A 26,079-nucleotide genomic window follows, 5' to 3' on the forward strand; every position below is an offset into this window, starting at 1 on the left:
CAAATACCTAAGTCTTTTACCTCATTTTTAGTTTGAAAAATTGATAAAAACAAAGCTTAAAGTCGCGTATTTTTACATACAATTTTTGTATTAGAGATTGCTTTATAACAGCTGTAGACAGCTGTTTATATGGAGTAGTCACCCATAAAGTAATTGTGACACTCTAAATAATCAGCTATAGCTAACAGGTCAGCCTCCCCTTCTCTCCTGGCTGAAAACATGAGTCCAAATGGTAGACCTGCTTTCGTTTTATGTAGAGGTAAGGAGATGGCTGGTTGTCCTGTCAAATTATAAATATAGGCATAGGGGGCATAATAGGTTCCTGGTAATAAGGCTTGGAGAATTAATTCTTCTAATTCTTCTCTTCCCAAAACAGAAAAGTCCTTGCACTGGGCCAATAAGTCTTCCCTTATAGTGGTTTGACCTATTTTAGGAGCCGCTTTAGCTGTGGCTGGTTGGAGCAAGAAGTCAAATTTTTCATGGAAGGCTTGAAACTTAGCCGCCAAGTGGTCCCATTGATCAAAAACCTGTGAATATTCCCAAGCAGGGATATATTTACCGTACTCAGCTAATAGATAAGCCGTATCTTCCACCTCTCCTCGTTTAATTTGGTGCCCCCTTGCTTGGCCGAGTTGGTGGAAAGCCTTACTTTGTTCCACTGCATTCATGACATAATAACCTCTGATTAAGTCATTCCCAGAAATTGTCAAATGAACTTTTTCTACATTAAAACCAGCTGCTTTAAGGTGTTCGGCAGTTGTTTCCACGGCTTGGATGGCTTCTTGGGAAAGAGCATCGTCAATAAAATTATCTGTCGTGTAAGCGATACGTAAGTCTTTTACCCCCTGCTTCGCTGTTATCAACTCGTCTTGGCTTAGCGCTGGGAGTCGAAACGGCATGGCATCATGGTCTTGACTCTGCATGGCCATGAGAAAATTTGCTGTGTCTCTAACCGACTGGGTTAAGGCGAAATCAATTGCTGCGCCAGCCCAAGACCGATACGAAGCCGGTCCTGATGCGGTGCGACCGCGACTAGGTTTTAAACCAATTAAACCTGAAAATGAAGCAGGAATGCGAATAGAGCCGCCCCCATCAGATGCAGCAGCAATAGGGACCATGCCTAATCCAAGGGCCGTAGCTGCTCCACCACTAGACCCACCTGCATGGTAGTCCCTGTTTCGTGGGTTAGGAACCGTGCCACGATAATGAGAATCTGAGATAAACTTCAAAGCAAATTCAGGCGCATTAGTATGGCCGATAATGATAAATCCTGCCTTAATAATATCATCGACAAAATGCGAGTTGACTGCAGCTAAGTGATCCTTTAATAAGCTTGAACTCAAGGTAGACGGATGGTCAGCATAGTCTTGACCGGCATCTTTAAGCAAGATAGGAACACCTGCAAATGGTGGTGAAAAATCTGTCATCATCTTCGCTTGGGATAAGGCTTCTTCCTTATAGAGAAAAGAAACAGCATTATAGTCCTTATTTAAGCGCTCAACCTGGTCAATGGCAGCTTTTACCGCTTCATAGGGAGTGATTTGTCCTGCTTTGATGGCTTGGGCAGTAGCAGTAGCATCCCAATTTCGGTAATCAATCATTTAATCCTCCTTGTCCTTTGAATTGACGTAATCAATATAAGTTTGCATGTCTTGGCTAGGGATATCATCGTTATTCCAGGCGGGATAAAAGTCTCCTGCTCCAGTTTCATTAGCAAATTCCACGACTTCAGGGCGTTGGTAGGCAGCTAAAATTTCCTTTAGGTCTTCATTTTCCTTATCTTCATCACGAACGACAAAGTTTAACCGTAAGTTAGAGCTAGAATTCTCCATGTCTTGGAAGTATAAGGCGTCTGAATTTTTCAATCCATATTCAGTCGTTGCCGTTGCCCCACTTAAAATTAAAGGTACATCACCCAAGGCTCTAGGGATGGCACCTGCTTCCATGGGGACTATTTCCAAGTTTTTGTAGGTTGATTCAATATCGTTTTCACTTGGAACGAGAGGAGCGTCTTCCTTTAGAGTGAGCAAACCAACATCAGCCAGCATAATTAAGGCATTTCCATAATTAACTGGGTCATTGATGACCGCGATTTGCGCATTTTCAGGAATGTCTTCCTTACTTTGAATGGCATCTGTTGACCAAATTCCCAAGGGTTCAGCAGACAGGTAACCCAAGGGATAAAGGTCGTCCCCAGAAGACTGCATATAATCATAGAGGAAGGTGTAATATTGATAACCATTCGCATCAATCGATCCCTCTGATAGAGCCACATTAGGCTGAACATAATCGGAAAATTGGACAATTTCTACATCATAGTCGGCTTCTTCCAATAAGTCTTCCAAGGCAAAATCCCAAATTTCTTCTGCCCGGTCAGATACCACGCCAATTTTATAAACTTTTTCTTCTTTTTGGCAAGCAGATAAGGCCATCAGTAAAACAATAAGTAATACTAAATATTTTTTTGATAATTTCTTCATAAAATCCTCCCTTAAATTTCTTTATGGTCTCTTTCTAGTGTAAGCCCAATGCCCAATAATTAATAGCCCCAATTGTATACAAATATATGCTAATAATGAATTATGTCTCCATACCCCTTAAACACCAAAGTGTGGGCTACAAATATGCCTTAGGAGCTCCCGTATTTCATCCAAGACTTGGTCCAAGGCTTCTGTTCTTAAAGACTTTGTCGCACCCTTTTTATGGTAAACTAGATTCAACAAAGCAAAGGAGGCTTTCCATGCGCATCGATGATTTACAATATTTTTTGGTGGTCGCCCAAGAGAATTCACTAACCCGGGCAGCCGAAAAACTATTTATTTCCCAACCTTCCTTATCCAATGCCATGAAAAAATTAGAAGAAAGTTTAGGGGTCATTCTCTTTACCCGAACCTCAACGGGAATTAGTTTAACCAGTGATGGTGAAGAGTTTTTACAGTATGCCAACCAAGTTTTAGAACAGATGGCCTTGCTCCAACGTCGCTATTCCCATAAAGATCAGCCTAAACAAATTTTTTCCGTGGCCTCGCAACATTATCCTTTTGTGGTTGATGCCTTTATCAATATGCTCAAGAAAAATGCTAGTGACAAATATCAGGCCACCCTAAAAGAAATGCGGACCTTTGAGGTGATTGAGGATGTGGCTAATCTGAAATCAGAAGTGGGAATTCTCTATAAATCTAACTATAATAAACGAGTGATTGAAAACAATATTGCAGACAATGATCTGACCTTTCATTCGATGGTTGTGACCCAACCCCATGTTTTTATTTGGTATAAACACCCCCTAGTCAATAAAGAAAAAATCACCTTAGAGGATTTAAAACCCTATCCAAGATTAAACTTTGAACAGGGTCGACATAATTCATTCTACTATTGGGAAGAGGTCCTTGGTGACTTTGATACTGATAAATCGATTATCGTTTCAGACCGAGGGACAATTTTCAACCTGATTATTGGTTTAAATGGTTATACCATTTCTTCTGGGATTATTAATCAAGATTTGAATGGTGCGGAGATTGTGGCCCGGCCAATTGAGTCTGAGGAGCAAATTGAAATTGGCTATATCACCAATAATCACCACATCCTTAACCCCATTGCCGAAGACTTTATAGTTGAATTGGAGAAAATTGTTATTGGCTGATACCCTTTAATTTTCTTGACGGTAACGTTGTCGTTGCCGCATACGGGCCCAAGATAAATAAGAGTACATATCATTGACAAAGAAAACCAGAAAACATATCACAACAGAGAGGTAAGCACGATTACTTAAACTGGCTAAGGCCCATAGACAAATTAAGACTAAATCATTGGAAGCATAAGCCAAGGGAAAGTATTCACTTCGCCGATAAGTAAGGAAAACCGCTAAGAAACTTGTTAGCACCGAGATTGTTGAGGGAATTAAATTCTCGGTGTTGAAAAAAGCGAGGATAGGATAAAATATTAAGGCAACCACAGCAGATAGGAGTAGAATGAATATGAGCTCTCGTTTGGATAGTTGATTGACTCGGACTTCAACTTTGCCCTCTTCAAAAGGATTCTTAAGCCAAGTGTATAAGGCAAAAGCTTCCATAGGACCAGTCATGCCTAGATAGGTAATCATTTCCCCATAATAGTCAAAGGTCCAAGAAATATAGCCATAAAACAAAGAAAAAATAATCATTAATACCTTAGATAAAGGATTGCCTTTAGCCCCAGTGATAATAGCGGTCACACCAATTACTGCAGCAATGACAGTTAGCGGGTGCTGACCAGGGAAGATTATCGCTGAGCCAATAATTAAAGCTAAGGATCCCAACCATAGAAATAGCTCAAAACGTGTAAAATAGTTTTTCAACTTCATCTTATCTCCCCCAAATAAAGCGTTTTATCTCCTTTATTCTATCAAGTTCTTATCAGTAAGGCAAAGCCAATTTATACAAGAATAAAAGCCTAGAAAACGACACTGAGTCGATTTCTAGGCTTATTTATTACTTAATTGTCGTTATAATCAAAGGTCAAATAAATACCAAAGTGATCAGACACAATCGGCTCTTCTTGACCAGTAAAAACAACACGATGTTCATGAGCTGCGAGTTTTTGACTCAACCAGATATAGTCGATTCGCTTATTATCCTGGTTACCATCCCATCCAGCAATGTCACCGGGGGCGGTAATGTTTCCCTTAGTTCTAGAGCTAATATAGTAAGAATCTTTTAGATAAGGCAAGGTCTTTTGGATGAAGTCATAGCCTTGGTCTTTGACTTGACTATCATTATTAAAATCACCTGCTAGAATAGTTAGCCGCTCAGAATCTAAGTGATCTTTGAATCCTAACCATTCGCCTTTAAAGGAAGTGTCTTCCCATTGGTCATCCCAACGTGAGAAGTGAACACTATAAATATCTAAATCGTCGAAACGGGCTCTTAAGACACGACGGGTATGGAAGTCACGATAATCGACCAAAGTAGATGTGGGGACTTCATGGGCAAGGAAGGGTTCTTTAGCAAGAACCCCTACCCCTTCGTCCATTTTTCCATAAGATAAATGGGCAGGTACCCACGACCAATAATAGTCATGTCCTCTTTGAGCTAAGTCTTTAACTAGGGTCAAGATAAAATTATCTTCTCGGATTGGTACATCAAAATAGTTATCCACTGGCATATAATGTAAGGGATCTTTTTCGACGGGACTCGTTAAATTTTGGTTGACTTCTTGCAAGCAAACAAAATCAATCTCCTGATCCAAGATAAAATCAAGTAAGACCTTTATTTTATCTTCTTGTTGATCTTCCAACCAAGAATGAGCATTTAAAGTTAATAGTTTCATACTATCCCTCAAATTCCCCTAAGTTTTGGCCTTTTTCTACCTGTCCTTTATGCTCAAGGCGAATGGCATCCTTGTTGTCATTATTGGTTAAAGCGACCACAATCGTAGTAGCTTTGCCAGCTTCTTCAATCGCTTTTAAGTCCATCTTAGCAATTGGTTGACCACCATCAACGATATCACCCTCGGAAACTAGAATTTCAAATGGTTTGCCTTCAAGTTCGACTGTATCCAAGCCCATATGCACTAGAATATCAGTACCACCATCTGTTTTGATACCAATCGCATGTTTAGTATGGAAGACTTGAATAATTTCACCTTTAACTGGAGAAACAATTTCATTATCGCTAGGTTGGACAGCATAACCGTCACCCATCATTTTTTGTGAGAAGACGTCATCTTTGACTTCTGAAATCGCCATAGCTTGACCTTGAGCAGGACTATAAAACTCTTCAACAATAGTTTGGTCACTTTCATCGGCTAGTGTGGCTTCTTGACTGCTACCCGCTTGAGGTAAGTCTAAAGGTGGAATGGCTTGGCCAGTATCTAAAACATCATTGATATCTGATTTTAGAATATCTGCCTTAGGACCATACACGGCTTGAACCCCACCATTTTTTACTAATAAGGATTTGGCACCAACTTTCTGCCATTGTTCTTTTGTTCCTACTAGTTGTGGATCTTTCACATCAACACGGAGACGTGTCATACAAGCATCTACTGCATCAATATTATCTGGTCCACCTAGTAGGTTAATAATATTAGTCACTTGTTTATCGGCATCAACGGTTTCATTGCTAGCAGCAGCTTCGCCGGTATTAGCCATATTGAAATCATCGTAGTTTCCATTACGTCCAGGAGTACCGTAGTTGAAATGACGAATCATCCAATTGGCAATGAAATAAGAAACGATACCAAAAACAATAGTTACTAAGACAAAGTTAATCAAATCTTGGCCTAAGCCTGCATTTAAAGATAATGGAATCCGAGACAAGAATTCAATTGTACCGAATGAATGCACGCGGATAGGAATCAGGTCAACTACGGCAAAGGCTAAACCTTGAATAACGGCATAAACGAGGTAAAGTGGCATCGCCACAAACATAAACATAAATTCTAAAGGTTCAGATACCCCCGTTAAAATAACTGATGCTGCAGTAGAAATAAACATTGATTTATAGGCAGATTTTTTATCTTCATCGACATTGCGGTACATGGCATAAGCAACACCCATTAAGATACCCGTTGTACCAATCATTTGCCCTACCTTAAAACGAGCAGGTGTAACTGTACTTAATAAGTTTTCATAAGCAGACATATCGCCAGCATTTCTGAAGTTCGCTAAGTCTTGAGCCCAAGCCAACCATAATGGATCTTGGCCGTAAACAGTCGTTCCCATATCTGCGCCTGTTTGAATGACATAAGTAGCTCCCATGGCCGTGTAGTTTACTGGGATAGTTAACATATGGTGCAATCCAAATGGTAATAGCAAACGTTCCAAGAAACCATATAAGAACGGTGCTAAGAATGGAGCTTGGTCTTGGGAATTGGCCAACCAAACCCCAAAGCTATTAATTCCACCTTGGATAAATGGCCATACGATAGATAAAACAATAGCCGCAATAAAGGACCATAAAATGACTACGAAAGGCACAAAACGTTTCCCATTAAAGAATGATAAGACTTCCGGTAACTTCCGATAATTGTAGTATTTGTTGTAGGCTAAGGCCCCTAGGAAACCAGCAATGATCCCAACAAATACCCCCATGTTTAAGGCAGGTGCTTCTAATACAGAGATAAAGTAAGTAGACACATTTAACTCTTGTCCAAAGAGACTATGGACGACAGCTGAGTTGTCAGCCAACATATCTTGAGAAATACCAAAGAAAGCACCGGTTAAACGGTTAATTAAAATAAATGAAATCAAAGCAGCAAAAGCCCCACCAGCACGGTCTTTGGCCCAAGAGCCACCAATAGCAACGGCAAATAAAATATGCAAGTTACCAATAATTGCCCAACCAATTTGAGAAATAATATCCCCAATTTGAGCTAAAAGTGCCATATCTGGCGCAATCAAAGGAATGGCTGAACCAAGACTTATCATAATCCCGGCTGCGGGCATAACCGCAATCACACTCATTAAAGCCTTCCCAAATTTTTGCCAAAATTCAAAATTGAACAGTTTCTTCATTTCTTTCTCCTCCTAATCATCGACTTGGACATGCCAAATTTGATCATTATATTCATTAATTACCCGATCAGAAGAGAAGAAACCGGCTTGGGCTGTATTAATTAAGCCTTTCTTACGCCAAGCTTTTTCGTCTTGATAATCGGCATACATTTTTTCTTTGATGGCAATAAATTCTTCTAGATCAATTAAGGCCATAAAGTAATCCTTATTAATCATATCTTGGTGTAGACGATTAAGGCGTTCAGAATTTCCAATAGCTAATAATTCATCGCTAACAATAAAGTCGACTAATGGTTTAATTGCTGCTTGTTCATAGTAGTCACGAGCAACATAATCTTCTTCATCATATAGACGCACAATTTCTTGCGCTTCTTTACCAAAGATATAGACATTGTCTTGACCTACACGGTCTGCAATCTCTACATTAGCGCCATCTAAAGTCATTAGGGTAACGGCTCCGTTGACCATAAATTTCATATTTCCAGTCCCAGAAGCTTCTTTAGATGCCAAGGAAATTTGTTCCGAAATATCAGCCGCGGTAAATAAATAACGAGCTGCCGTCACATTATAGTTTTCAACAAAGACCACTTGTAAGTAGTCGCTAACCTCAGGGTCATTAGCAATTAATTCGGACAAGGATAAAATTAAATGAATGATATCTTGGGCGATAGTATAAGCAGGAGCTGCTTTACCTCCGAAAATAATAGTAATTGGTGTTTCTGGTTTATTACCAGCCTTTATATCATGATATTTGTGGATGATATAAAGGGCCAGCATTTGTTGGCGTTTATACTCGTGAATCCTTTTCACTTGCACATCAACAATAGAATCAGTATTGATGCTCACTCCTTGGTGGTCTTGTAAGAAATGAGCCAAGGCTTCTTTGTTGGCATGTTTGACTTGGCTAAATTCGGATAAAACTTGGTCGTCTTCTTGGTAATTCATTAATTCAGATAAATCAGAATCTTGTCGCCATTCCTCACCAATGACGCGGTCTAATAATGCACTTAATTCAGGATTAGCATCCATTAACCAACGTCGGAAAGTAATGCCGTTAGTTAAGCCATGGAACTCATCAGGGTAAAGTTCATAAAAGTCCTTAAGAGTAGATTGTTTAAGGATATCTGTATGTAGTTGTGACACCCCATTAGTTGAGAACCCAAAATGGATAGCAATGGAAGCCATATGAGCCGTATCATTCTCATCAATAATTTGCACACTGGCTTGGTTTGGATAGGATTCTTTGATAATGCTATCTAATTTACGAATGATATCGGCAATTTCTGGACTCACAGATTCTAAATAATTCATTGGCCATGTTTCTAAGGCTTCTGCCAAAATTGTATGGTTGGTAAAAGCAACCATTTGACTGGTAATTTTTACTGCTTCCATAAAATCTAAACCATGGTCAGTGGTTAAAAGACGAATCAACTCAGGTATGATTAGAGTGGGATGGGTATCATTAATTTGTACCACAGCATAATCAGCGAGGTCATGAATATTAGAGCCACGTTCGATTGCTTCTTGAATCAATAATTGGGCGCCGTTAGAAACCATGAAGTATTGTTGGTAAATCCGTAATTTTTCACCATCCGCATCGGAATCATCAGGGTATAAAAATAAGGTAAGATTCTTCTCGATATCAGTTTTATCAAAAGAAATACTACCGTCTTCAATAATACTGGAATCGACAGTATCTAAATCAAAAAGACGTAAACGATTATGCTTGTCTTGTTGGTAACCCAAAACAGCAATATCATATAAGGAAGATGTCAGCGTGAAATCTTTAAAAGGGACTTGGAAATGCTTATCAGATTTCTTTAAGAAATTCTCTTGGTCCAACCAAGTATCTGGACGATATTGTTGTTGGTTGTCTTCAAAGTACTGTTGGAATAGTCCAAAATGATAATTTAAACCAACGCCATCACCTGGAAGACCTAAACTCGCAATAGAATCAATGAAGCAAGCGGCTAATCGACCTAGTCCCCCATTTCCTAGGGAAGGTTCATTTTCTTCATCTTCAATTTCTTCTATGTTGAAGCCTGCTTGGTCGAGTTCAGCCTTGACTTGGTCATAAATACCCAAGTTTAATAAATTATTAGATAATAATTTACCTATTAAAAACTCAGCTGAAAAATAATAAATCTTTTTCTTTCCAGAAAAAAGTGGCATTTGGTCCACCTTTTTGGCAATTAAATCGAGTAAAAGTTTATAAACTTCCGGTTGTTCTAAATCAGCCAAGTCGCGATTAAATTTGTCTTGCGCTAAAGTATCTAATTGTGTCATAGAATCCTCCTATACTATTTTATTGGTCTTCTGGCTTACGGCAATAAATTTCTGTTAATTGTTTTAGATAATCTACAAGTTCTTGGTCAATTGCTCCTGGTCGCATCCGCCACTTCCAATTTTGGCCAATAGTAGATGGGGTATTCATTCGCGCTTCGTTACCGAGGCCAAGTAAATCTTGCATTTGATAGATGGCAACATCAGATACTGATGCTGCTATACCACGATTTAAAGCCTGAGAAGCTGTTTCATTCGAACGACGGTTGAGATAAGCATCCACTTGGTCACGTTCCGCTTGACTAGCTGTGTCTTGGTACCACCCCTCAGCTGTTTCATTATCGTGGGTTCCGACATAAGCAACAGTATTGTGACTATAATGATGAGGCAAATCTTGGTTGTTTGGGTCATTATTAAAGCCAAATTGCAAGATTTTCATACCAGGATAGCACGTTGCCTCTCGCATATCGATGACTTCTTGGGTCATATAACCTAAGTCTTCAGCTATAATATTTAATTCACCAAGAGCCGCTTCAACATGGTCAAAAAGATCATTGCCTGGGCCCTTTTCCCAACGGCCATAAGCTGCTGTTGGCGATCCAAATGGCACTGACCAGAATGATTCAAAACCGCGGAAATGATCAATTCTTACCACATCATAAAGTTTAAAACTTTCAGAGATGCGTTGAATCCACCATTGATAACCCGTTTTCTGCATATATTCCCAATCATAAATTGGGTTGCCCCAGTATTGACCATCTGCTGTAAAAGCATCAGGTGGAACACCAGACACATCAATAGGGTTAAAGGCATCATCTACCCTAAACAATTCTGGTGTCTGCCACATTTCGACACTATCAGCAGCCACGTAAATCGGGATATCGCCGATGATTTGAATGCCCTTTTGATTGGCATAAGATTTTAAGGCTTGCCATTGTTGGAAAAACCAAAATTGGGTGACATAATGGTAGTCTGCTTGGTCTTGATGTTCAGCCATAAAGTCATTAATAATGGCTTCTTGGTAATACTTATACTTGTCAGGCCATTCATACCACGCATTAAGATCAAAATTTTCCTTAACAGTCATATATTCGACAAAAGGATCCAACCAGTTTGCATTATCGGATATAAAAGTTTTAAATTCTAAGCTTTCTGTACCTTCCTGGTCACGGAAATTGGCGACTGCCTTTTCTAAAACAGGACGGCGTTTGTAGAAGATAAAGGCATAATCTACTTGATCGAGGTCATCATAAGCAGCTAGGTCCCTAAGATCGTCTTCATGCAAATAGCCTTGAGAAACGAGTAAATCTAAATCAATCAAATGCGTATTGCCTGCAAAGGCGGAAAATGATTGATAAGGAGAGTCCCCATAAGATGTCGTCGTTAGGGGCAGGATTTGCCAGTAACTCTGTTTACTTGCTTGCAGAAAATCAACAAAATGATAAGCTTCCTGACCAAATGAGCCAATGCCATAGTCATTAGGAAGCGAAGTTATGTGCATTAATACACCACTTGTTCGTTGCATAAGTTCCTCCTTTTATTCATTCTCGTTTATTATAGCGGATATATTACCATACTGCAATCGGTTGCAGTTTATTTATCAATAAAAAAGAAAAGACCAGAACAAAAGTCCCGGCCTCTTCATTATAATTTTCACTTTTTGATTATTAGTTTTCTTCTGCTTGAATTTTAGCAATTGTTTCCACGTTTTCGTTAACACGTTTTTTATTTAATGGATACATAAAGGCTAAGATTAAACCAGCGATTAAGAATAATCCACCTGGTAATAAGGTACCAACATTATAGATACTTTGAGTTACTTCTGGTGTTTGAGTAACATTTTGACCAGAAACATAGCCAATCCATTGTAACATGTTACCAGCAAGTACCCCTGCCAAAGCTTGTCCTACCTTACGTGTAAAGGAATAAACCGCATAGATTGTTCCGTCCTTACGTTCATGGTATTTGATTTGGAAATCATCGATAACGTCAGTAACGTATGAGTACATTGCCATCATGTAGTAACCTAAAACAATACCTGCTAAAATAACGATTAGGGAGAAGATAAATGGATCTTCAATGTTTAGGAAATTAGTCACAATGTAAATTAATCCAGTACCAATCAACGAAGCAGCTCCTGCTTCTTTTTTACCAAAACGACGCGTTAAAGTTGAAACAAATGGTGCAGCCACTAGACCAGCAATTGTTAATCCAGCTGTCGCTAATTTTAGGTAGTTAGTGTTTTGGAAGTAATCCAAGAACATGTATTGCATCAACTGGCTAAGAGAAATCATACCTGCCAAGACAAACATTGTAGAGAACATAAGGGCTAGGAATCCACGGTCTTTAATTAGTTGAGCAAGTTCACCGAAGAATTCACTCAATGAAAATCCTTCGTCATTTTGCGGTAATTGTACCCGTTCTTGAACCATATTATAACAAATTAGGTAAGCGACAGCCGCTAGTAAACCTAAGACAATAGCTAACATAGTAAAGTGAGAACCCATTACTTCCCCGCTAGTGGTATAAGTAACAGCTGGCACCAAAACACCAAGTAAGAATTGGATTAGAGTTGAACCGATTGAACGGAAAGTTGATAAGCTCGCCCGATCTTCTGATTTACCAGAGATTACTGAAGCCAATGATCCGTAAGGAATGTTAATTGAAGTATAGAAGATTGACCCCCATAGTAGGTAAGTTATGGACATATAAACGATTTTAGCGGACATGTTCCAATCAGAAATAAAGTAGTTATACATTAGAGCAGAAATAATCCCAACTGGGAATGCCATCCGTTTTAACCAAGGTTTGAATTTACCCACTGGTGTGGTTTTACTATTATCAGCGATAGCCCCCATCGAAACATCAGTAAAAGCATCGACAAGACGTGCAATACCAAATAAGTTACCAACGATAGCTGCTGATACCCCAATGACATTTGTATAGAAAACCATAAAGAAGTTTGAGGCCAAGAAGAAGGTTAAATCGTTACCGATATTCCCTATCATATAACCTAATTGGTCCTTAATCCCAAAAGGACGGGTCACCTTTAATTTATTTTTCCCCGCTTGTTCACTCATTATTTTTTCCTCCTTAGAATATATAAAATATAGCTACAATTGCAAACGTTTGAATAGTACAGCTACTACTATAATACATTTTTCACAAAAAGGAAACCGGTTTCTAGTAATTTTTTTTGTAAATTTTGCTTTTATTTAAAAATAGTTGAAATAAAAGGGATTTTATCCATTTTACCAACTTAAATTTTGACAAATTTAAGTAATTTCTCTCATTTTTGTGTTACTCAAGACTAGAAACAAGGCTTTTTAATGAGAAGTCGCAAATATTGCACACAACAATTATTGCAAATAATGATTTAGCTTTTTGCTCGCCCTCTATTTCTTGGTAAAAAAAACCTGTGCACAAAAAAAGACTGGGACTAGCCCAGTCTCACTTAGGATGTAAGCAATAAATGCTCACCATCACTTAATAAAATTAATTTATTCTTCTTCTTTATTGATCACTTGACGACCTTTATAAGTTCCGTCTGCTGCCACATGGTGACGACGACGAAATTCGCCAGTTTCAGGATCTCTATAAATAGGAGCTTTACCTAATTTATAATGGGTTAAACCTTTACGCTTTCTTGTTTTAGATGTTCTACGTTTTGGTACTGCCATTCCTATACCCTCCTTACTCTATCGCTTATCAGCGAAATGTCCATTATCTAATATAACTTCTACACTAGTATTTGTCAATAAGAAATTCAGATAAATGGCGGAAATATTATCATTATATAAGAACTAAATTAAAATGTCTAGTCCTTGTCTTCTTCTCCGGCAAAAATGACTTGGTCATCGGTAAAACCGACAATTACGGCTTGTGAGTATATGTCAAAACCAGCTTGACGGAACTTTTCGCCTCCCGCTTGAAAAGATTTTTCAATGGCAATGCCAATACCAGCTACTTCAGCCCCAGCTTGTTGGCAAAGATCAACTAAACCTGATAAAGCTTCTCCGTTAGCTAAGAAATCATCAATAATTAATACCTTATCATCAGCAGAGAGAAAGTCCTTACTCACTCTTAAATTAAAGTGTTGTTCCTTGGTATAAGAATAAATCCGACTGGTATAAACATTCCCACCCAAGGTTAAGGATTGGGATTTTTTGGCAAAAAGCATAGGAACTTTGAAACGCTTGGCCACTGGTGTTGCAATTGCAATACCAGAAACTTCAGCCGTAAGTACCTTGGTCACTTCTTTGTCATGGAAATGTTGGTAAAAATCCTCACCCATTTCTTCCATTAATTCTGGATCAACCATATGATTAATAAAGTTATCGACTTTGAGAATTTCACCAGGAAAGACGGTCCCATCAGATTTTATTCGTTCTACTAGCTTATCCAAATTGAATCCCCCATTTATTATTAATTTACTTTGAGTAGCCCACTCTTAATTACTATTATTATAATAGTAGAAAAAGTCTAGGCATTCAAATCTTTTTTAGTTGTGCTTTTCTTTCAATAGCAGATTTAAGATAATCGCAATAATCGTCCCTGCTGAAATTCCTGATGAGAACAGGCCGGCAAAGAAAGTAGGTAATTGCGCAGTAATTTCTGGACGGAAGGCAATCCCCAAGCCCACACCCACTGAAGATGCAATAATAATCAAATTTCTTGTATCGATATTAACTTGACCTAGGGATTGGATACCAGAGGCCATTACGGTACCAAACATTAGAATACCTGCCCCACCTAAAACAGGTAGTGGCATCACTGAAATAACGGTCGCTAATTTAGGACTCATTGATAAGGCAATCATTATGACTCCAGCGTAAATCGCCACTTTACGCGATGCATTACGAGTTAAGGGAATCAATCCAGCATTTTGTGAAAAAGTCGCCGCTGCTCCTGAGCCAAAGATGGGACCTAGGAAAGAAGAAAATCCATCTGCCCTTACCCCGGCAGCAATTTGACCATCTTCTAAGTCAGTTTCTGTAACCTGTCCAATCGTTTGCACTACCCCAATGGATTCAATTACTGTCACCAGGTAGCCAGACAAGAATGGCAAGGCATAAGTCCAGTTAAAATCAATGCCAATTTTATTGAAACTTGGAAGTGAGAACCAATCTGCCGCCACAATTTGCCCTAAGTCGACCTGGCCTAAGAAGATACAGATAATATAACCAATAAACATCCCGATTAAAATTGCGTAGCGGGCAATGTTATCCGGCGCATAATAATTTAAAATGACAATTAATAGAAAAACAATACCAGCGATTAATAGGTTTAATGGTACCCCATAGTTTTCAGCCCCGGCACCACCGGCAATCCAATCCATGGCAGTTGACATAAGTGTTGCTCCCATCAGTGTAATCACAGACCCTGTCACTACTGGTGGGAAAATTTTCATTAAGGGCTTAATGAAATATGACATAAAAATTTCTAGTAGTGAGCCCAACATAATGCCACCAAAATAGGCTGGTAAGCCTCCCAAGGCAATGACACTTTGAGCAGGACCAATAAAGGCAAAGTCAGTTCCCATAATAATTGGTAAGCCGGAGCCTACTCTAAATGTCTTTGGACCGAAACCTTTTGATTGGATAATTGACGCGATGCCTGAAACAAGTAAGGCTGCCGAAATCAAATATGCTGTTTCCTCGACGCTTGATCCTGCCATGCCTGCAATTACTAAAGGCACAGCAACTAAGCCACCAAAAGCCGTGACCACATTCTGTAAGCCTAATAATGCCGATTCTTGAAACTTGGGACTATCTTCTACACCATAGCGCAAGGATAGTTGATTAGTATTCTCTTCCATCTTTACCTCCAAAACATTTATTTTACCTAATGATTTTAACCTAAACGTTCGTTAAAATAAAGAACTATTTATACTTATATTAAAAAAAGTTCGTGTTTATACTCTAAACACGAACTTTTATCTAAGCTTTATTTAATAAATGCCTTATTAAGTAAGCCAGCAAAAAGCTCAAGCCTGTCATTAGCGCAATGGTCCCTGCAAAGGAGATATCCCAGTAATAAGCAACAAGTACCCCTATAGATGCATTCCAAGCCGCCAACAGTAAACTAAACAGGAACATTTTTTTCAAACTATGCGTCAGTAAATAAGCTGTCAAAGCTGGTCCAACAATGACCCCTACGACCAGTACAGATCCAAAAACTTCAAAGGCCGCTACCGCAGAAATAGACAATAGCGTCATTAGAAGATAATGTATCTTAGCTACCGATAAGCCGATACTTTTAGCAAAATCACTATCAAAAGTCACTAATTGGAATTCTTTATAAAAGACTTTTATGATGATGGCATTGACTAAAAGAATCGCCAAACCATTCCATAAAGCCTTAGGACCAATATCTAAACCAGCTATTTGATACCGTTCAAAAATAGTAAAGCCTAATTGCCCCATAAAAACGGTGTCCGTATCCAAATGAACATCAGATGCGTAACGGGTCAGTAATAAAACCGCTAGCGAAAACAACAAAGGAAAGACAATCCCTATAGCTGTATCTTGTCGTAAATGTAATTGATTTTGTAGAAGCTGGATTAGTCCAGCGGTTAGTAATCCTACTATAGCTGCCCCAATAAGCAAAAGTGGCGATTCTAGCGACTGAGCAATGAAATAACCCAAGACGATTCCTAAGAGCACAGTATGGGAAATGGCATCAGCAATCATGGTCTTCCCTTGCAACACTAAGAATACCCCAATTACAGCGAGAGAAAGTGATACTACCACTGCAATCGCAATAATTTCCATTAGCATGATTCATTCCCCCCTTGCTTAGCTGATCTCGTTAAATCTTTTAATAAGCGTTTTTGATTACGATGGTGGCGAACAAGCTTTGCTAATAAGCCATTCTTCGGCGCAAAAATAAGAGAAAAGAAAGCAATCCCACTAATCACTAGAACAATAGCGGGTCCAGTTGGTATTTGTTGACCCATAGACGACAGTAGCGTTCCCACAAAAGCCGAAACTCCCCCAAAAACGGCAGCTAAAAGTACAACGATGCTAAGTTTATCAGACCACTGTCTGCTAGCCACAGCTGGATTGATTAGTAAAGCAGAAATTAAGACCACACCAACTGATTCCAAGCCGAGAACAATGGCAAAAACCATCAATAAAAACAAGAGGCTTTCCAGATACGCATATTTTTTACCTTGCATTTTGGCGAATATTGCATCAAAAGATAATAACTTAAATTCCTTCCATAAAAAAGCAACCAAGATAAAGGCTAAGATTGTAAAAATCCCAATCAGATACAAATCTCGTCGTAACATTCCAGAAGCCTGACCGAAAATAAAGTTCTTAATTCCTGCTTGGCTAGCATTAGGGAAACGTTGGATGTAGGTAATTAAGATAGTCCCCAGACCAAAGAAAGATGATAACACTAATGCCAAGGCAGCATCTTGTTTGATGCCGCTTGGGCTGTTACTTAATAATTGGATGATACCAGTAGCTAGTAAGGCAGCTATCCCACCACCAATTAATAACAGTAAAAAATTTTTATCTTGGATAATGATAAAGGCAATGGCAATCCCTGGTAAGGCAGAATGACCTAGCGCATCACCCAACAAGCTTTGCCGTTTTAGGGTTAAAAACACGCCTAAAACACCATTAACAAGACCCAATAAAACTGTAGCCAGAGCAACTATTTGAAAGGTGTGGTCCGTTAAAACTCGGCTAAATGTATCAATCATAAGTCCACACTTCCTTCTCTGCTTTGAACTGGTCCTTGAGATTGACTATATGCAGACTGAATTGTTTCAGGGGTGAGACATTGGTCGACGGGACCAGATGCGATTAATTCACGATTCATCATTAAGACCCGATCAAAATACTGGCTAACTGTGTTTAAATCATGGTGAACCGCGATAATAGCTTTACCCGTTTTTGCTTCTTGGGATAGTAAGTCCATAATAATTTCTTCAGTCTTAATATCTACCCCAGCTAAAGGCTCATCAAGAATGATAATATCAGCTTCTTGGCAAAAAGCTCGAGCAAGGAAGACCCGTTGCCTTTGCCCACCTGATAGTTGAGCAATTTGCCGGTCTTTAAAGTCAGTTAACCCAACTTTTTCTAAGTTCTTAGTAGCAATGTCCTTATCAGCTTTTCTAGGACGCTTACCTAAACCCAGATGACCATAACGACCCATCAAGACGACATCAAAGACGCTGGCTGGAAAGGTCCAATCCACACTTTGAGCTTGAGGGACAAAGGCGATATGCTTATAGGCTTGATCAATGTTAAGTGCTTTACCTTGGATATAAAAATTCGCTTGTCCAGTCAAGGACTTAGTAAGCCCTAAAGAAGCCTTCAATAAAGTCGACTTCCCAGCGCCATTAGGGCCTACAATGGCTGTGCGGTTGCCATAGTAAAATTCTGTAGAGATATTATAAAGTACGGGGTCACCATGGTAAGCCACGGTCAAATCCTTAATTTTTATTGCGGTTTCTGCTAGCATTATCATCATCCTATTTCTATTTTAGTGCATCAACAATTGTATCCACATTATGTTTGTACATAGCAATATAAGTATCTGTTCCCTCATCGTCTGAACCAAGAGAATCAGAATAGAGTTCTCCACCAATTTCTGCCGAGTGTCCCCGAGCAGACGCTGCTTCTAGTAAGGCATTAACGTTCCGGTCAGAAACTGAACTTTCTACAAAGACAGCCTTGACATTATTATCTGCCATTAAGTCAGCGACTTGGCTGATATCACCTGTCCCTGCTTCAGTTTGTGAGTTCAAGCCTTGAATCCCTACAACCTCAAAATCATATTCTTGGCCAAAATAGTTAAAGGCATCATGGGCAGTGACTAGGTAGCGAGATTGTTCAGGGATTTCTTCTATTCTCTGACTAATGTAGTCATCTAAATCATCTAATTTGGCAATGTATTCTTTGGCATTGGCTTGGTAATCATCCTTGTGATCTGGATCGATTTCGCTGAGTTGGTCAGCAGCGTGTTGGGCTGCTTGTCTCCAAATAGAGACAGAAAACCAGATGTGAGGGTCATGAGTTAGTCCTTCCTCTTTACTAGCTAAAGCTTGACTATCCTTTACTGCATCAGACATATTGATAGTAGCTTTACCTTCTTTTCCTAAGGATTCCAATAGGTCAGTAAACATTGCCTCTAAATGGAAACCACTATAAGCAACAACATCGGCATTTTGTAGGGCTTTAGTATCTGAGGGACTGGGTTCATAACCGTGTGGATCTACCCCTGGTCCCATCAAGCCTTGAACCTCAACATGGTCGCCGCCAATTTGCTTCATAAGGTCATCTACTTGAGTTGTCGTTGCAACTACTTGCAATTTTGAATTACTATCATTTGCTTTCTGTCCGCCTGTTTGCCCGCAGGCCACCAGGAGAAAAGCTGCCATGGCCAATAATAAGCCCCGGCAAATGTACTTCATAATCTTTGTCATTTTTATTCACTCACTCTCTATATAATAATCCGCGGACGTCATTGTTAGGGTACCCTAAATATTATAACAAGTCAACCCTTTGTTATTTAAAAAGGAAATCCTTTTAGATAACAAAAGAGAGTGTGACTTTTGTCACACCCTCCTACAAATTAGTAAATTAGTAAATCACTAACAACTATTTAATTGTCTAAGAAAAAATATAAACTTTGGAGTAAATAAGCTTCTTTATATTTCAGCGCTAAACGATACAAGAATTTTTTCAAGCGTTGCTTAGAGAATTGCCCCGCTAACCATTTCGCTTTATCACGTTTATATTTGCTTAATTCTTTATCAGTGGCTTGATTTTTGAAGTAGCCCCAAATATGGTCCATAGTATTCGCTTCTTGACCTTGGTCCAAGTCTGTATCTAAGGCTTCTTCAATCAGAGTGTAGAATTTTACAACTGGATAGCTTCCTTTATCCTTTAACAATTCTCGGACGGCTTGATAATGGCTTTGCGAGTGGGCAAGAACGGCATACTTATAACGTTGCCATTCCTTTTCCAAATATTTGATATGCCGGTCTTGTTGGGTAGCTAGTTGGCACTTCACTGCTGACAAGTTCTTATCCTTAACTTCTAACATAATGTCAACGTCTAAATCTTGAATACTATAATAAAAGTCTAGAAATTCTTTTAAGTATATTGTTGGGGTATGAGCGCCTAAACGTCCTGGTCTTTTCTGTTGGGAATAGTGAATCTTAGGCTGACCATCTGATTTCGACCATGTTTTCATTGCTTGGCTAATCCAGTAGTGATCCGTTTTACTTGCATCACTAGGATGGCACGCATTGTGTAAGTTATCATAAACGACTGGAGCACCAGTTTTTTCACTCAAGGACAAGACCTCGCTAATCGTATAGAGACGGTCGTCGTTTTCAATAATCAAACGATTTTTAACCCTATCTGGTAAATGCTTATAATTAATTACAAAACGCTCCATGGCGGATTCTTTGTCCCCATAAACGCCACCAATATGGAGTATAATTTTGTGGCTTTTATCCACTCCTAGCGCATCCAGAAATGTTGTATGATACTCTAAGTCTAAAATAGCACGATCAACGACTTCAGGACGTGGTGAATTTAAAACAGTATATTGGCCTGGATGCATGGAAACTCGAATGTCATGGTCATGAATTTTTTGACCAAGTTGTATAAATGTTTCAGAAAATTCTGTGACCCAATCTAGGTCATTAGTCGCTAAATCTGATCCGAATGGAATGATATCAGATGATATCCGATACATCTTGATGGCATTTGCAATATTGTAATCAATCATTTTATCCATAGCTGCCAGGTTATTAGTAATCAAATCCCTTAATTTATCCGGACTGGCATTGGATTTACGACAGGTACGCATCTGGCTGTCAGCTAAACCCAGATTTAAACAGGCATAACCAATTCGCTTCACTAAACCCTCCTCCTTAGAAAGCATCATTATTCGCCATAAAATCTAATTCTTCTGTTGTTGATTGTCGACCCAAGGCTGCATTTCTAAACGGGTAACGACCAAAGCGTTCAATTTGAGCTTTATGGGCCTCTTCAAATGATAAGGACTCAGGAAATTCCGCCTTGAAAATTGGATAAGCCCACTTTTCGTGGATAATTAACGACTCTGAATGCATGAAGGGCATGCAGAGGAAATGTTGTTGTTTTTTGTCTAAAGTCTGATAATCTGGCTTTAAATAGGCAGATTGAGCTAAAACCAAGGCCATATCATCACTGGAAAAAGCCTGGGCTTGGTCACGGTAAATATTACGAGAAAATTGATCGAGAAGAATAATTTCTGCTAAGCAACCGAAAATATCATGTCGCCATTCCCATAATTCTCCAGCTTTAGCTGCTTGAAGAGTGATTAGAAAACGGTCACTAATTTCTTGGTCAAGACTAGGATCCTTGATAAAATGCTGGTTTTCATCCAATTCGTGAAACCAGAAGTCTAAAATATCTTGCGATTTAACTCGTGTCATACACTCATCTCTTTCTATCATTTTCTCCCATTTTATCATAAAGAATCCTAGTTTAAGCCTTCTTAAAATCAGTGGCAACTTGTCTTAATTTTTATCAGCTTTATTACGGGCAATTTCCTTACCAGCAATATGACCATAAGTGAAAATGTCCGCTAAGGCATTACCTCCCAAACGGTTACCGGCGTGAATACCACCAGCTACTTCACCAACTGCATAAAGACCAGGTATTACTTGGCCCTCTTCATTTAGAACTTGTGTCTTAGGGTTAATCCGTAATCCGCCCATTGTATGATGAACGGCCGGTTTCCGTGGTGTAGCATAAAATGGTGAGTTAATAATCTTCAGATCAAAGACATTTTTGCCAAATTCAGGATCATAACCCTCATCAACATAATGATTATACTTAGCTACTTCTTCTTCCAATACTTGGCCAGGTACACCAATTAGTTTAGCCAATTCAGCTAGGCTTTCTGCCTTGTAGAGAGTACCTTCTGCCACTTGCTTGTCAATCGATTCTTGACTAGTATTCATGGCAGTATCTTTGATGTTTTCGTCTGCAATTAAATAGAACAAGGACCCATTAGCAATGGCAGCTTTTGAGATTTCATCTCGACTACCATATTCGTTGACAAAGCGTTTGCCTTCTTGGTTAACCATCATAAAGTTTGCGGGTGGTACTTGTAAGCCGGTGAAGAGTGCTCCAGTAACGGGATCAGATGTTGGAAGCATTTGAATAAGTCCCATATCTACTAGATCAGCCCCAACTGCTTGACCTAATTCAATCCCATCTCCAGTAATTGCCGGTGAATTGGTTGTTGCAATATCGTCATCAATACGTTCCCAGTAATTATTATATTTTTGGAGCATTTTGGTGTTGGCACCGAAACCACCAGAAGCCAGTACCACCGCTTGGGCAGTAATCGTTAACTTTTTATCTTTTCCTTTGCTGGCTTCTAATCCTTTGACTTGACCGTCTTTAGTGATTAACTTCTTAACCTTGCAATCAGTAATAATTTGGCCACCCAAGCCTTCTATATATTTAGACAAGGCTTCTACATAAGCGTAGCCTTGGTTTTTCGTTGGCTTATGACCGCGTCGCCAGTTAGCACCTACTGGCATTTGTACGTGGTCACGGTCAAATTCCACACCGACCACCTTTTCTAACCAGTCGACGGCCATATTAGCTTTACTTACTAGCGTTTTTACTAGGTCATAATTTCCATAGACTTCAGTACCTTGGTTGTCAGTCCGTTTACCGCCCAAGTAAGTTTGAATTTCATGCCACAAGATGGAATCAAAGAGATAATCCTTGCCAGCTTCATAGTCATCTTTATAAGTACGAATTTCATCCTGAAGCATTAGGAAATCTGACCGATATTCTTCATGTATTTCTTCTAGATCCATTGTAAGAATAGCTTCTAAACTTGCTTCTTCACCTGGTAAAGCCTTAAATTTTTTCTGCCAGTCAGGGTCAGCCGCATTCATTGGGCCACCAGTACGAGAAGTATTCCCCCCAATCATAGGGAATTTTTCCAAAACAGTCACTGATAAACCTTCTTCTAAAGCAGAAGCAGCTGTCGCTAAACCTGCCCCACCAGCACCGACAATCACAAGATCAGTTTCGAATGTTTCTTCCTTGTCCTTTTCATTAGCCGTTTGTGCGGAACGTTGTTTAAGTATATTGGGATCAGCACCTGCCAGACGCACGGCTTCACTCACACCATCAATAATACCTTGAGAAGTAACACTAGCTCCCGAAACAGCATCGACATCTAAGGTTTGCCCATTAAGAATATCTTCAGGAGTGCGTTGAAAGGCAACATTAGCAATCCCTTCTGTTTCACCACTATGATCAATAGAAATATCAATTATTTCATCATCTGAAAAGGTGACTGTCATTGGCAAGTCTCCATTGTGACCTATAGCTGTTACTTCATAAGTTCCAGCTTGATAATGAATAGCTTCCGGAATTTTCATGGCTGATAGGGCTTGAATATAACGAGAGAATTTATGTAATATCCCACTTAAAAATTGAACAGTGTTGCAATTCTTAATCTTACCTTCTTCATCAAAAGCGGTTTTAGCATTGCCCAATAGAAACTCATTACCAGGTAAGGGATAGGCGTTGACACCTGGAGCTTCTAAAACCTGACGTAAATGGAGTTGGGCCCGTGATGTGCCTTGATCTAAGTAAGACGCTCCCAAAACCAATACCGGTTTTTCATTGAAAGGATGAACATCAGTAGACAACCATTCCAATAAACTCTTCAAGGCAGGTGGAATAGTGCGTGAATGTTCACCTGTAGCAATGATTACTCCATCAGCTTGACGAATTTTTTCAGAGAAAGCCACTAACTCTGGATATGATTCAATCGATTCAAAAGTAGTAAATAGAGGAAAACCAAGCGGACTCACAATCTCATAGTCCCAATCAGTACTGATATCACTTCCTATAAATTCAAGAAGACGTTTATTATAGGAATTTTCGTTCGAAGAGCCTACGATTGCAACTATTTTCATTAGGCATCAACCTCCTTATTAAAAGTATAATCTAAGTCATATTTATGCGCTCTTTGTTTAGCTGCATTTTTCTCCTGATCCAAATTATTATTCCATTGGATGAAATCATCAAAACGTATCATTAAATCGTCTAATCTTGCTTTATATTCATTGTCCACTAACCTGCCTTGGTCATCAAAATCTTGCAAGGCGTACGATAAAAGAAATGCTTCTCCCGGCATGACTGCAGCATGAATTTGTGGTGCCTGTAAAGCTTGATGGAGATGAGTTTGAGCCCGTGATGATCCCAAACGACCATAGGATGTCCCCATAGTTAAGACCGGCTTATTGACTAAGGGGTAATGTGTGAAGGATAACCAAGCCAAAGCATTAGATAAAACTGCAGCAATACTATGGTCATATTCAGCAGCAGAAATAATAACGCCATCTGCTGTTTCAATGGCTTTAGCAGCTGCTAAAACCGAATTAGGCAGATCTTTTTCAAAATTTTTATCAAAGACTGGCCAATCTTTAGGAAACAAAATATCAATATCAAACTTCTCTTGATAATTTTCCTTAATCACTTTAATAAGTTTTTCGTTGGTCGACCCCTTAGAGCCGGATCCAACAATTCCAATAATTTTTTTCATAAGTCCACTTCCTATTGATGAAATTTGTTCGAACACACTCATTATAGGGCTGAAAAAAACAAAAGTAAACCGTTTACATATTTGTGGTCAAAAAAACGCCCCTACAAAAAATTTGTAAGGACGGTGGGTTAACTTATAAATAGTCTCTTTGGAATTCATCTAAAAATTCTCTTGCTTGATCAGAAGTTTCTGCAGTCATTAAGGCTTGACGTAGTTTTGAGGCTCCTTTTATATTACGTATATAAATTTTGAAGGACCGTCGTAAAGACTTGAATGGCCGCTGAATGACATCTTCATATTGATCAAAAAGATCTAAATGACGTCTAAACAAAGCGATGTGTTCTTCTGGGCTGTGGTCTTGAGCTTCTTTTTCAAAGGCAAAAGGATTGTGGAAAATTCCGCGACCTATCATGATGCCGTCGACACCATATTTATCAACTAATTCCTCACCAACTTGACGGTTAGGAATATCTCCGTTAATAGTCAGTAAGGTTTGAGGGGCAATGGCATCACGCATGGCTACAATTTCAGGAATTAAGTCCCAATGGGCATCATAGTTAGACATTTCTTTACGGGTCCTTAAGTGAATCGAAAGATTGACAATATCTTGTTCAAATACTTTGGGTAACCATTGATCCATTTCTGCAATATCATTGAAGCCTAAACGCGTTTTAACGGATACTGGTAAAGGCGCTTCCTTGGTGGCTTGAATCAGTTGGATGGCCTTATCTTGATGATTGATTAATCCCGAACCTCGACCATGGCGAACGACATTTTGCACCGGACAGCCCATATTTAAATCCATACCAGAGAATCCTCTATCTGCCATATCAAAAGCCATTTTCTTGAAATGGTCAGGATTGTCACCCCAAATATGGGCGACGATAGGTTTCTCGTCTTCAGTAAAGGCTAGACGACCACGAACTGAGATTTGGCCCTCTGGGTGGTTATAAGATTCTGCATTAGTAAATTCAGTAAAGAAAACATCGGGTGCCGCCGCCTCTTGAACAACATGACGAAAGGCAACATCTGTAACATCTTCCATGGGCGCTAGTACAAAGAAAGGCTTGGGTAATTCTTGCCAAAAGTTAGGCATAATTTTTATCTTCCCTTCTTTTTTGATTTTTAACCCTAGCATAATAACAAAATTTAGCAAGCGAAGCAAGTTTAAAAAATTGTTGCAGCCAATTAAGGCTGGTTAATCCTTTTGTTTAGTCCAAGGGTTCTGACAACGGCATTGACCAGGTTGGCAGCAACACGCGATGGTCTCTGGGGCACCTTTTTGCCGCTGATTGAGCTGACTACTGAGTTGGTCAATATCTGACTGGGATAATTGGGCCTGGTCCATCATTAATGCTAACAAGGAACCATGATCTTTTTGACAGATTTTAGCTAATAAATGGGCACTTTCCTGGCTAAGTAATTCTCTTTCACTTAAATTGGCATCATAGGCATATTTACGACCTTCTTTTTTTGTTCGGACTGCATCTTTGTTGACCAAACGCCCCAACAAGGTTTTGACTGTAGATTCTTTCCAGTTAAACTTATCGGCAAGGACAATACTGATATCCTTACTATGGATTCCAGGGTGAGCCCACAATACACGCATAACTTCCCATTCAGCATCAGAAATAGGCAGATTCTGATCAAATTTTTGCATAGTAATCCCCCTTCCGTTTACAATTGTAGTTTATCCGCTCATT

General features: G+C 39.2%; 22 protein-coding genes. 1 reads left to right on the forward strand and 21 read right to left on the reverse strand.

The window, feature by feature from the left end; genetic code table 11:
* Positions 1-125: 125 nt before the first annotated feature.
* Both OW157_RS01020 and OW157_RS01025 read right to left on the reverse strand, forming a co-directional pair.
* On the reverse strand, positions 126-1,601 hold the full coding sequence (locus tag OW157_RS01020; protein WP_268751474.1) for an amidase family protein: 1,476 nt from the start codon (positions 1,599-1,601) through the stop codon (positions 126-128).
* Entirely contained in the window at positions 1,602-2,480 is an 879-nt protein-coding gene (locus OW157_RS01025; RefSeq protein ID WP_268751475.1) for a MetQ/NlpA family ABC transporter substrate-binding protein, read from the reverse strand.
* A gap of 260 nt (positions 2,481-2,740) precedes the next feature.
* Here OW157_RS01025 and OW157_RS01030 point away from each other — a divergent pair, with 260 nt between their 5' ends.
* On the forward strand, positions 2,741-3,643 hold the full coding sequence (locus tag OW157_RS01030; RefSeq protein ID WP_268751476.1) for a LysR family transcriptional regulator: 903 nt from the start codon (positions 2,741-2,743) through the stop codon (positions 3,641-3,643).
* 6 nt (positions 3,644-3,649) lie between these two features.
* On the opposite strand, the gene pnuC is transcribed toward OW157_RS01030, so the two are convergent.
* From pnuC to OW157_RS01125, 19 genes are all read right to left on the reverse strand, one after another.
* The gene (gene pnuC / locus OW157_RS01035; RefSeq protein ID WP_268751477.1) at positions 3,650-4,342 is read right to left on the reverse strand and encodes a nicotinamide riboside transporter PnuC; all 693 of its coding nucleotides are present in this window, start codon (positions 4,340-4,342) and stop codon (positions 3,650-3,652) included.
* 131 nt (positions 4,343-4,473) lie between these two features.
* Positions 4,474-5,307 carry an endonuclease/exonuclease/phosphatase family protein gene (locus OW157_RS01040; RefSeq protein WP_268751478.1) on the reverse strand — a complete coding sequence of 278 codons (834 nt, stop codon included), beginning with the start codon at positions 5,305-5,307 and terminating at the stop codon, positions 4,474-4,476.
* 1 nt (position 5,308) lies between these two features.
* Complete coding sequence (locus tag OW157_RS01045; RefSeq protein WP_268751479.1) at positions 5,309-7,495, reverse strand: PTS transporter subunit IIBC; 2,187 nt, start codon at positions 7,493-7,495, stop codon at positions 5,309-5,311.
* Positions 7,496-7,507: 12 nt separating this feature from the next.
* Positions 7,508-9,781, reverse strand: coding sequence for a glycogen/starch/alpha-glucan family phosphorylase (gene glgP, locus OW157_RS01050; protein ID WP_268751480.1), 2,274 nt, complete (start codon positions 9,779-9,781; stop codon positions 7,508-7,510).
* Between the two features lie 19 nt (positions 9,782-9,800).
* Positions 9,801-11,303, reverse strand: coding sequence for a 4-alpha-glucanotransferase (gene malQ / locus OW157_RS01055; protein ID WP_268751481.1), 1,503 nt, complete (start codon positions 11,301-11,303; stop codon positions 9,801-9,803).
* A gap of 142 nt (positions 11,304-11,445) precedes the next feature.
* Positions 11,446-12,858, reverse strand: a complete 1,413-nt coding sequence (locus OW157_RS01060) for an MFS transporter (RefSeq protein WP_268751482.1) — start codon at positions 12,856-12,858, stop codon at positions 11,446-11,448.
* A gap of 420 nt (positions 12,859-13,278) precedes the next feature.
* A complete protein-coding gene (gene rpmF, locus OW157_RS01065) occupies positions 13,279-13,458 on the reverse strand; it encodes a 50S ribosomal protein L32 (protein WP_268751483.1) in 180 nt (59 codons plus the stop codon).
* Positions 13,459-13,595: 137 nt separating this feature from the next.
* On the reverse strand, positions 13,596-14,183 hold the full coding sequence (locus OW157_RS01070; protein WP_268751484.1) for a xanthine phosphoribosyltransferase: 588 nt from the start codon (positions 14,181-14,183) through the stop codon (positions 13,596-13,598).
* Positions 14,184-14,279: 96 nt separating this feature from the next.
* Positions 14,280-15,596 carry a uracil-xanthine permease family protein gene (locus tag OW157_RS01075; RefSeq protein WP_268751485.1) on the reverse strand — a complete coding sequence of 439 codons (1,317 nt, stop codon included), beginning with the start codon at positions 15,594-15,596 and terminating at the stop codon, positions 14,280-14,282.
* Positions 15,597-15,717: 121 nt separating this feature from the next.
* Entirely contained in the window at positions 15,718-16,557 is an 840-nt protein-coding gene (locus OW157_RS01080) for a metal ABC transporter permease (protein ID WP_268751486.1), read from the reverse strand.
* Positions 16,551-17,492 (reverse strand): metal ABC transporter permease, encoded by a 942-nt coding sequence (locus OW157_RS01085; protein ID WP_268751487.1) that lies wholly within the window; start codon positions 17,490-17,492, stop codon positions 16,551-16,553. Before OW157_RS01085 ends, OW157_RS01080 begins: the two co-directional genes overlap by 7 nt.
* The gene (locus OW157_RS01090) at positions 17,489-18,256 is read right to left on the reverse strand and encodes a metal ABC transporter ATP-binding protein (RefSeq protein ID WP_268751488.1); all 768 of its coding nucleotides are present in this window, start codon (positions 18,254-18,256) and stop codon (positions 17,489-17,491) included. The genes OW157_RS01085 and OW157_RS01090 overlap by 4 nt, the downstream gene beginning before the upstream one ends.
* 16 nt (positions 18,257-18,272) lie before the next feature.
* Positions 18,273-19,220 (reverse strand): metal ABC transporter solute-binding protein, Zn/Mn family, encoded by a 948-nt coding sequence (locus OW157_RS01095; protein ID WP_268751489.1) that lies wholly within the window; start codon positions 19,218-19,220, stop codon positions 18,273-18,275.
* A gap of 179 nt (positions 19,221-19,399) precedes the next feature.
* Positions 19,400-20,668, reverse strand: coding sequence for a UV DNA damage repair endonuclease UvsE (gene uvsE, locus OW157_RS01100; RefSeq protein ID WP_268751490.1), 1,269 nt, complete (start codon positions 20,666-20,668; stop codon positions 19,400-19,402).
* A 13-nt stretch (positions 20,669-20,681) separates the two neighbouring features.
* Positions 20,682-21,227 (reverse strand): DUF924 family protein, encoded by a 546-nt coding sequence (locus tag OW157_RS01105; RefSeq protein ID WP_268751491.1) that lies wholly within the window; start codon positions 21,225-21,227, stop codon positions 20,682-20,684.
* A gap of 84 nt (positions 21,228-21,311) precedes the next feature.
* Positions 21,312-23,747 carry a flavocytochrome c gene (locus tag OW157_RS01110; protein ID WP_268751492.1) on the reverse strand — a complete coding sequence of 812 codons (2,436 nt, stop codon included), beginning with the start codon at positions 23,745-23,747 and terminating at the stop codon, positions 21,312-21,314.
* Positions 23,747-24,376 carry an NADPH-dependent FMN reductase gene (locus tag OW157_RS01115; RefSeq protein WP_268751493.1) on the reverse strand — a complete coding sequence of 210 codons (630 nt, stop codon included), beginning with the start codon at positions 24,374-24,376 and terminating at the stop codon, positions 23,747-23,749. Before OW157_RS01115 ends, OW157_RS01110 begins: the two co-directional genes overlap by 1 nt.
* 133 nt (positions 24,377-24,509) lie before the next feature.
* Positions 24,510-25,475, reverse strand: coding sequence for a tRNA dihydrouridine synthase (locus OW157_RS01120; RefSeq protein ID WP_268752231.1), 966 nt, complete (start codon positions 25,473-25,475; stop codon positions 24,510-24,512).
* 99 nt (positions 25,476-25,574) lie between these two features.
* The gene (locus OW157_RS01125; RefSeq protein WP_268751494.1) at positions 25,575-26,036 is read right to left on the reverse strand and encodes a CopY/TcrY family copper transport repressor; all 462 of its coding nucleotides are present in this window, start codon (positions 26,034-26,036) and stop codon (positions 25,575-25,577) included.
* Between the last annotated feature and the right edge of the window lie 43 nt (positions 26,037-26,079).

It is taken from the genome of Aerococcus kribbianus (genome assembly GCF_026805545.1).
GTDB lineage: Bacteria > Bacillota > Bacilli > Lactobacillales > Aerococcaceae > Aerococcus > Aerococcus kribbianus.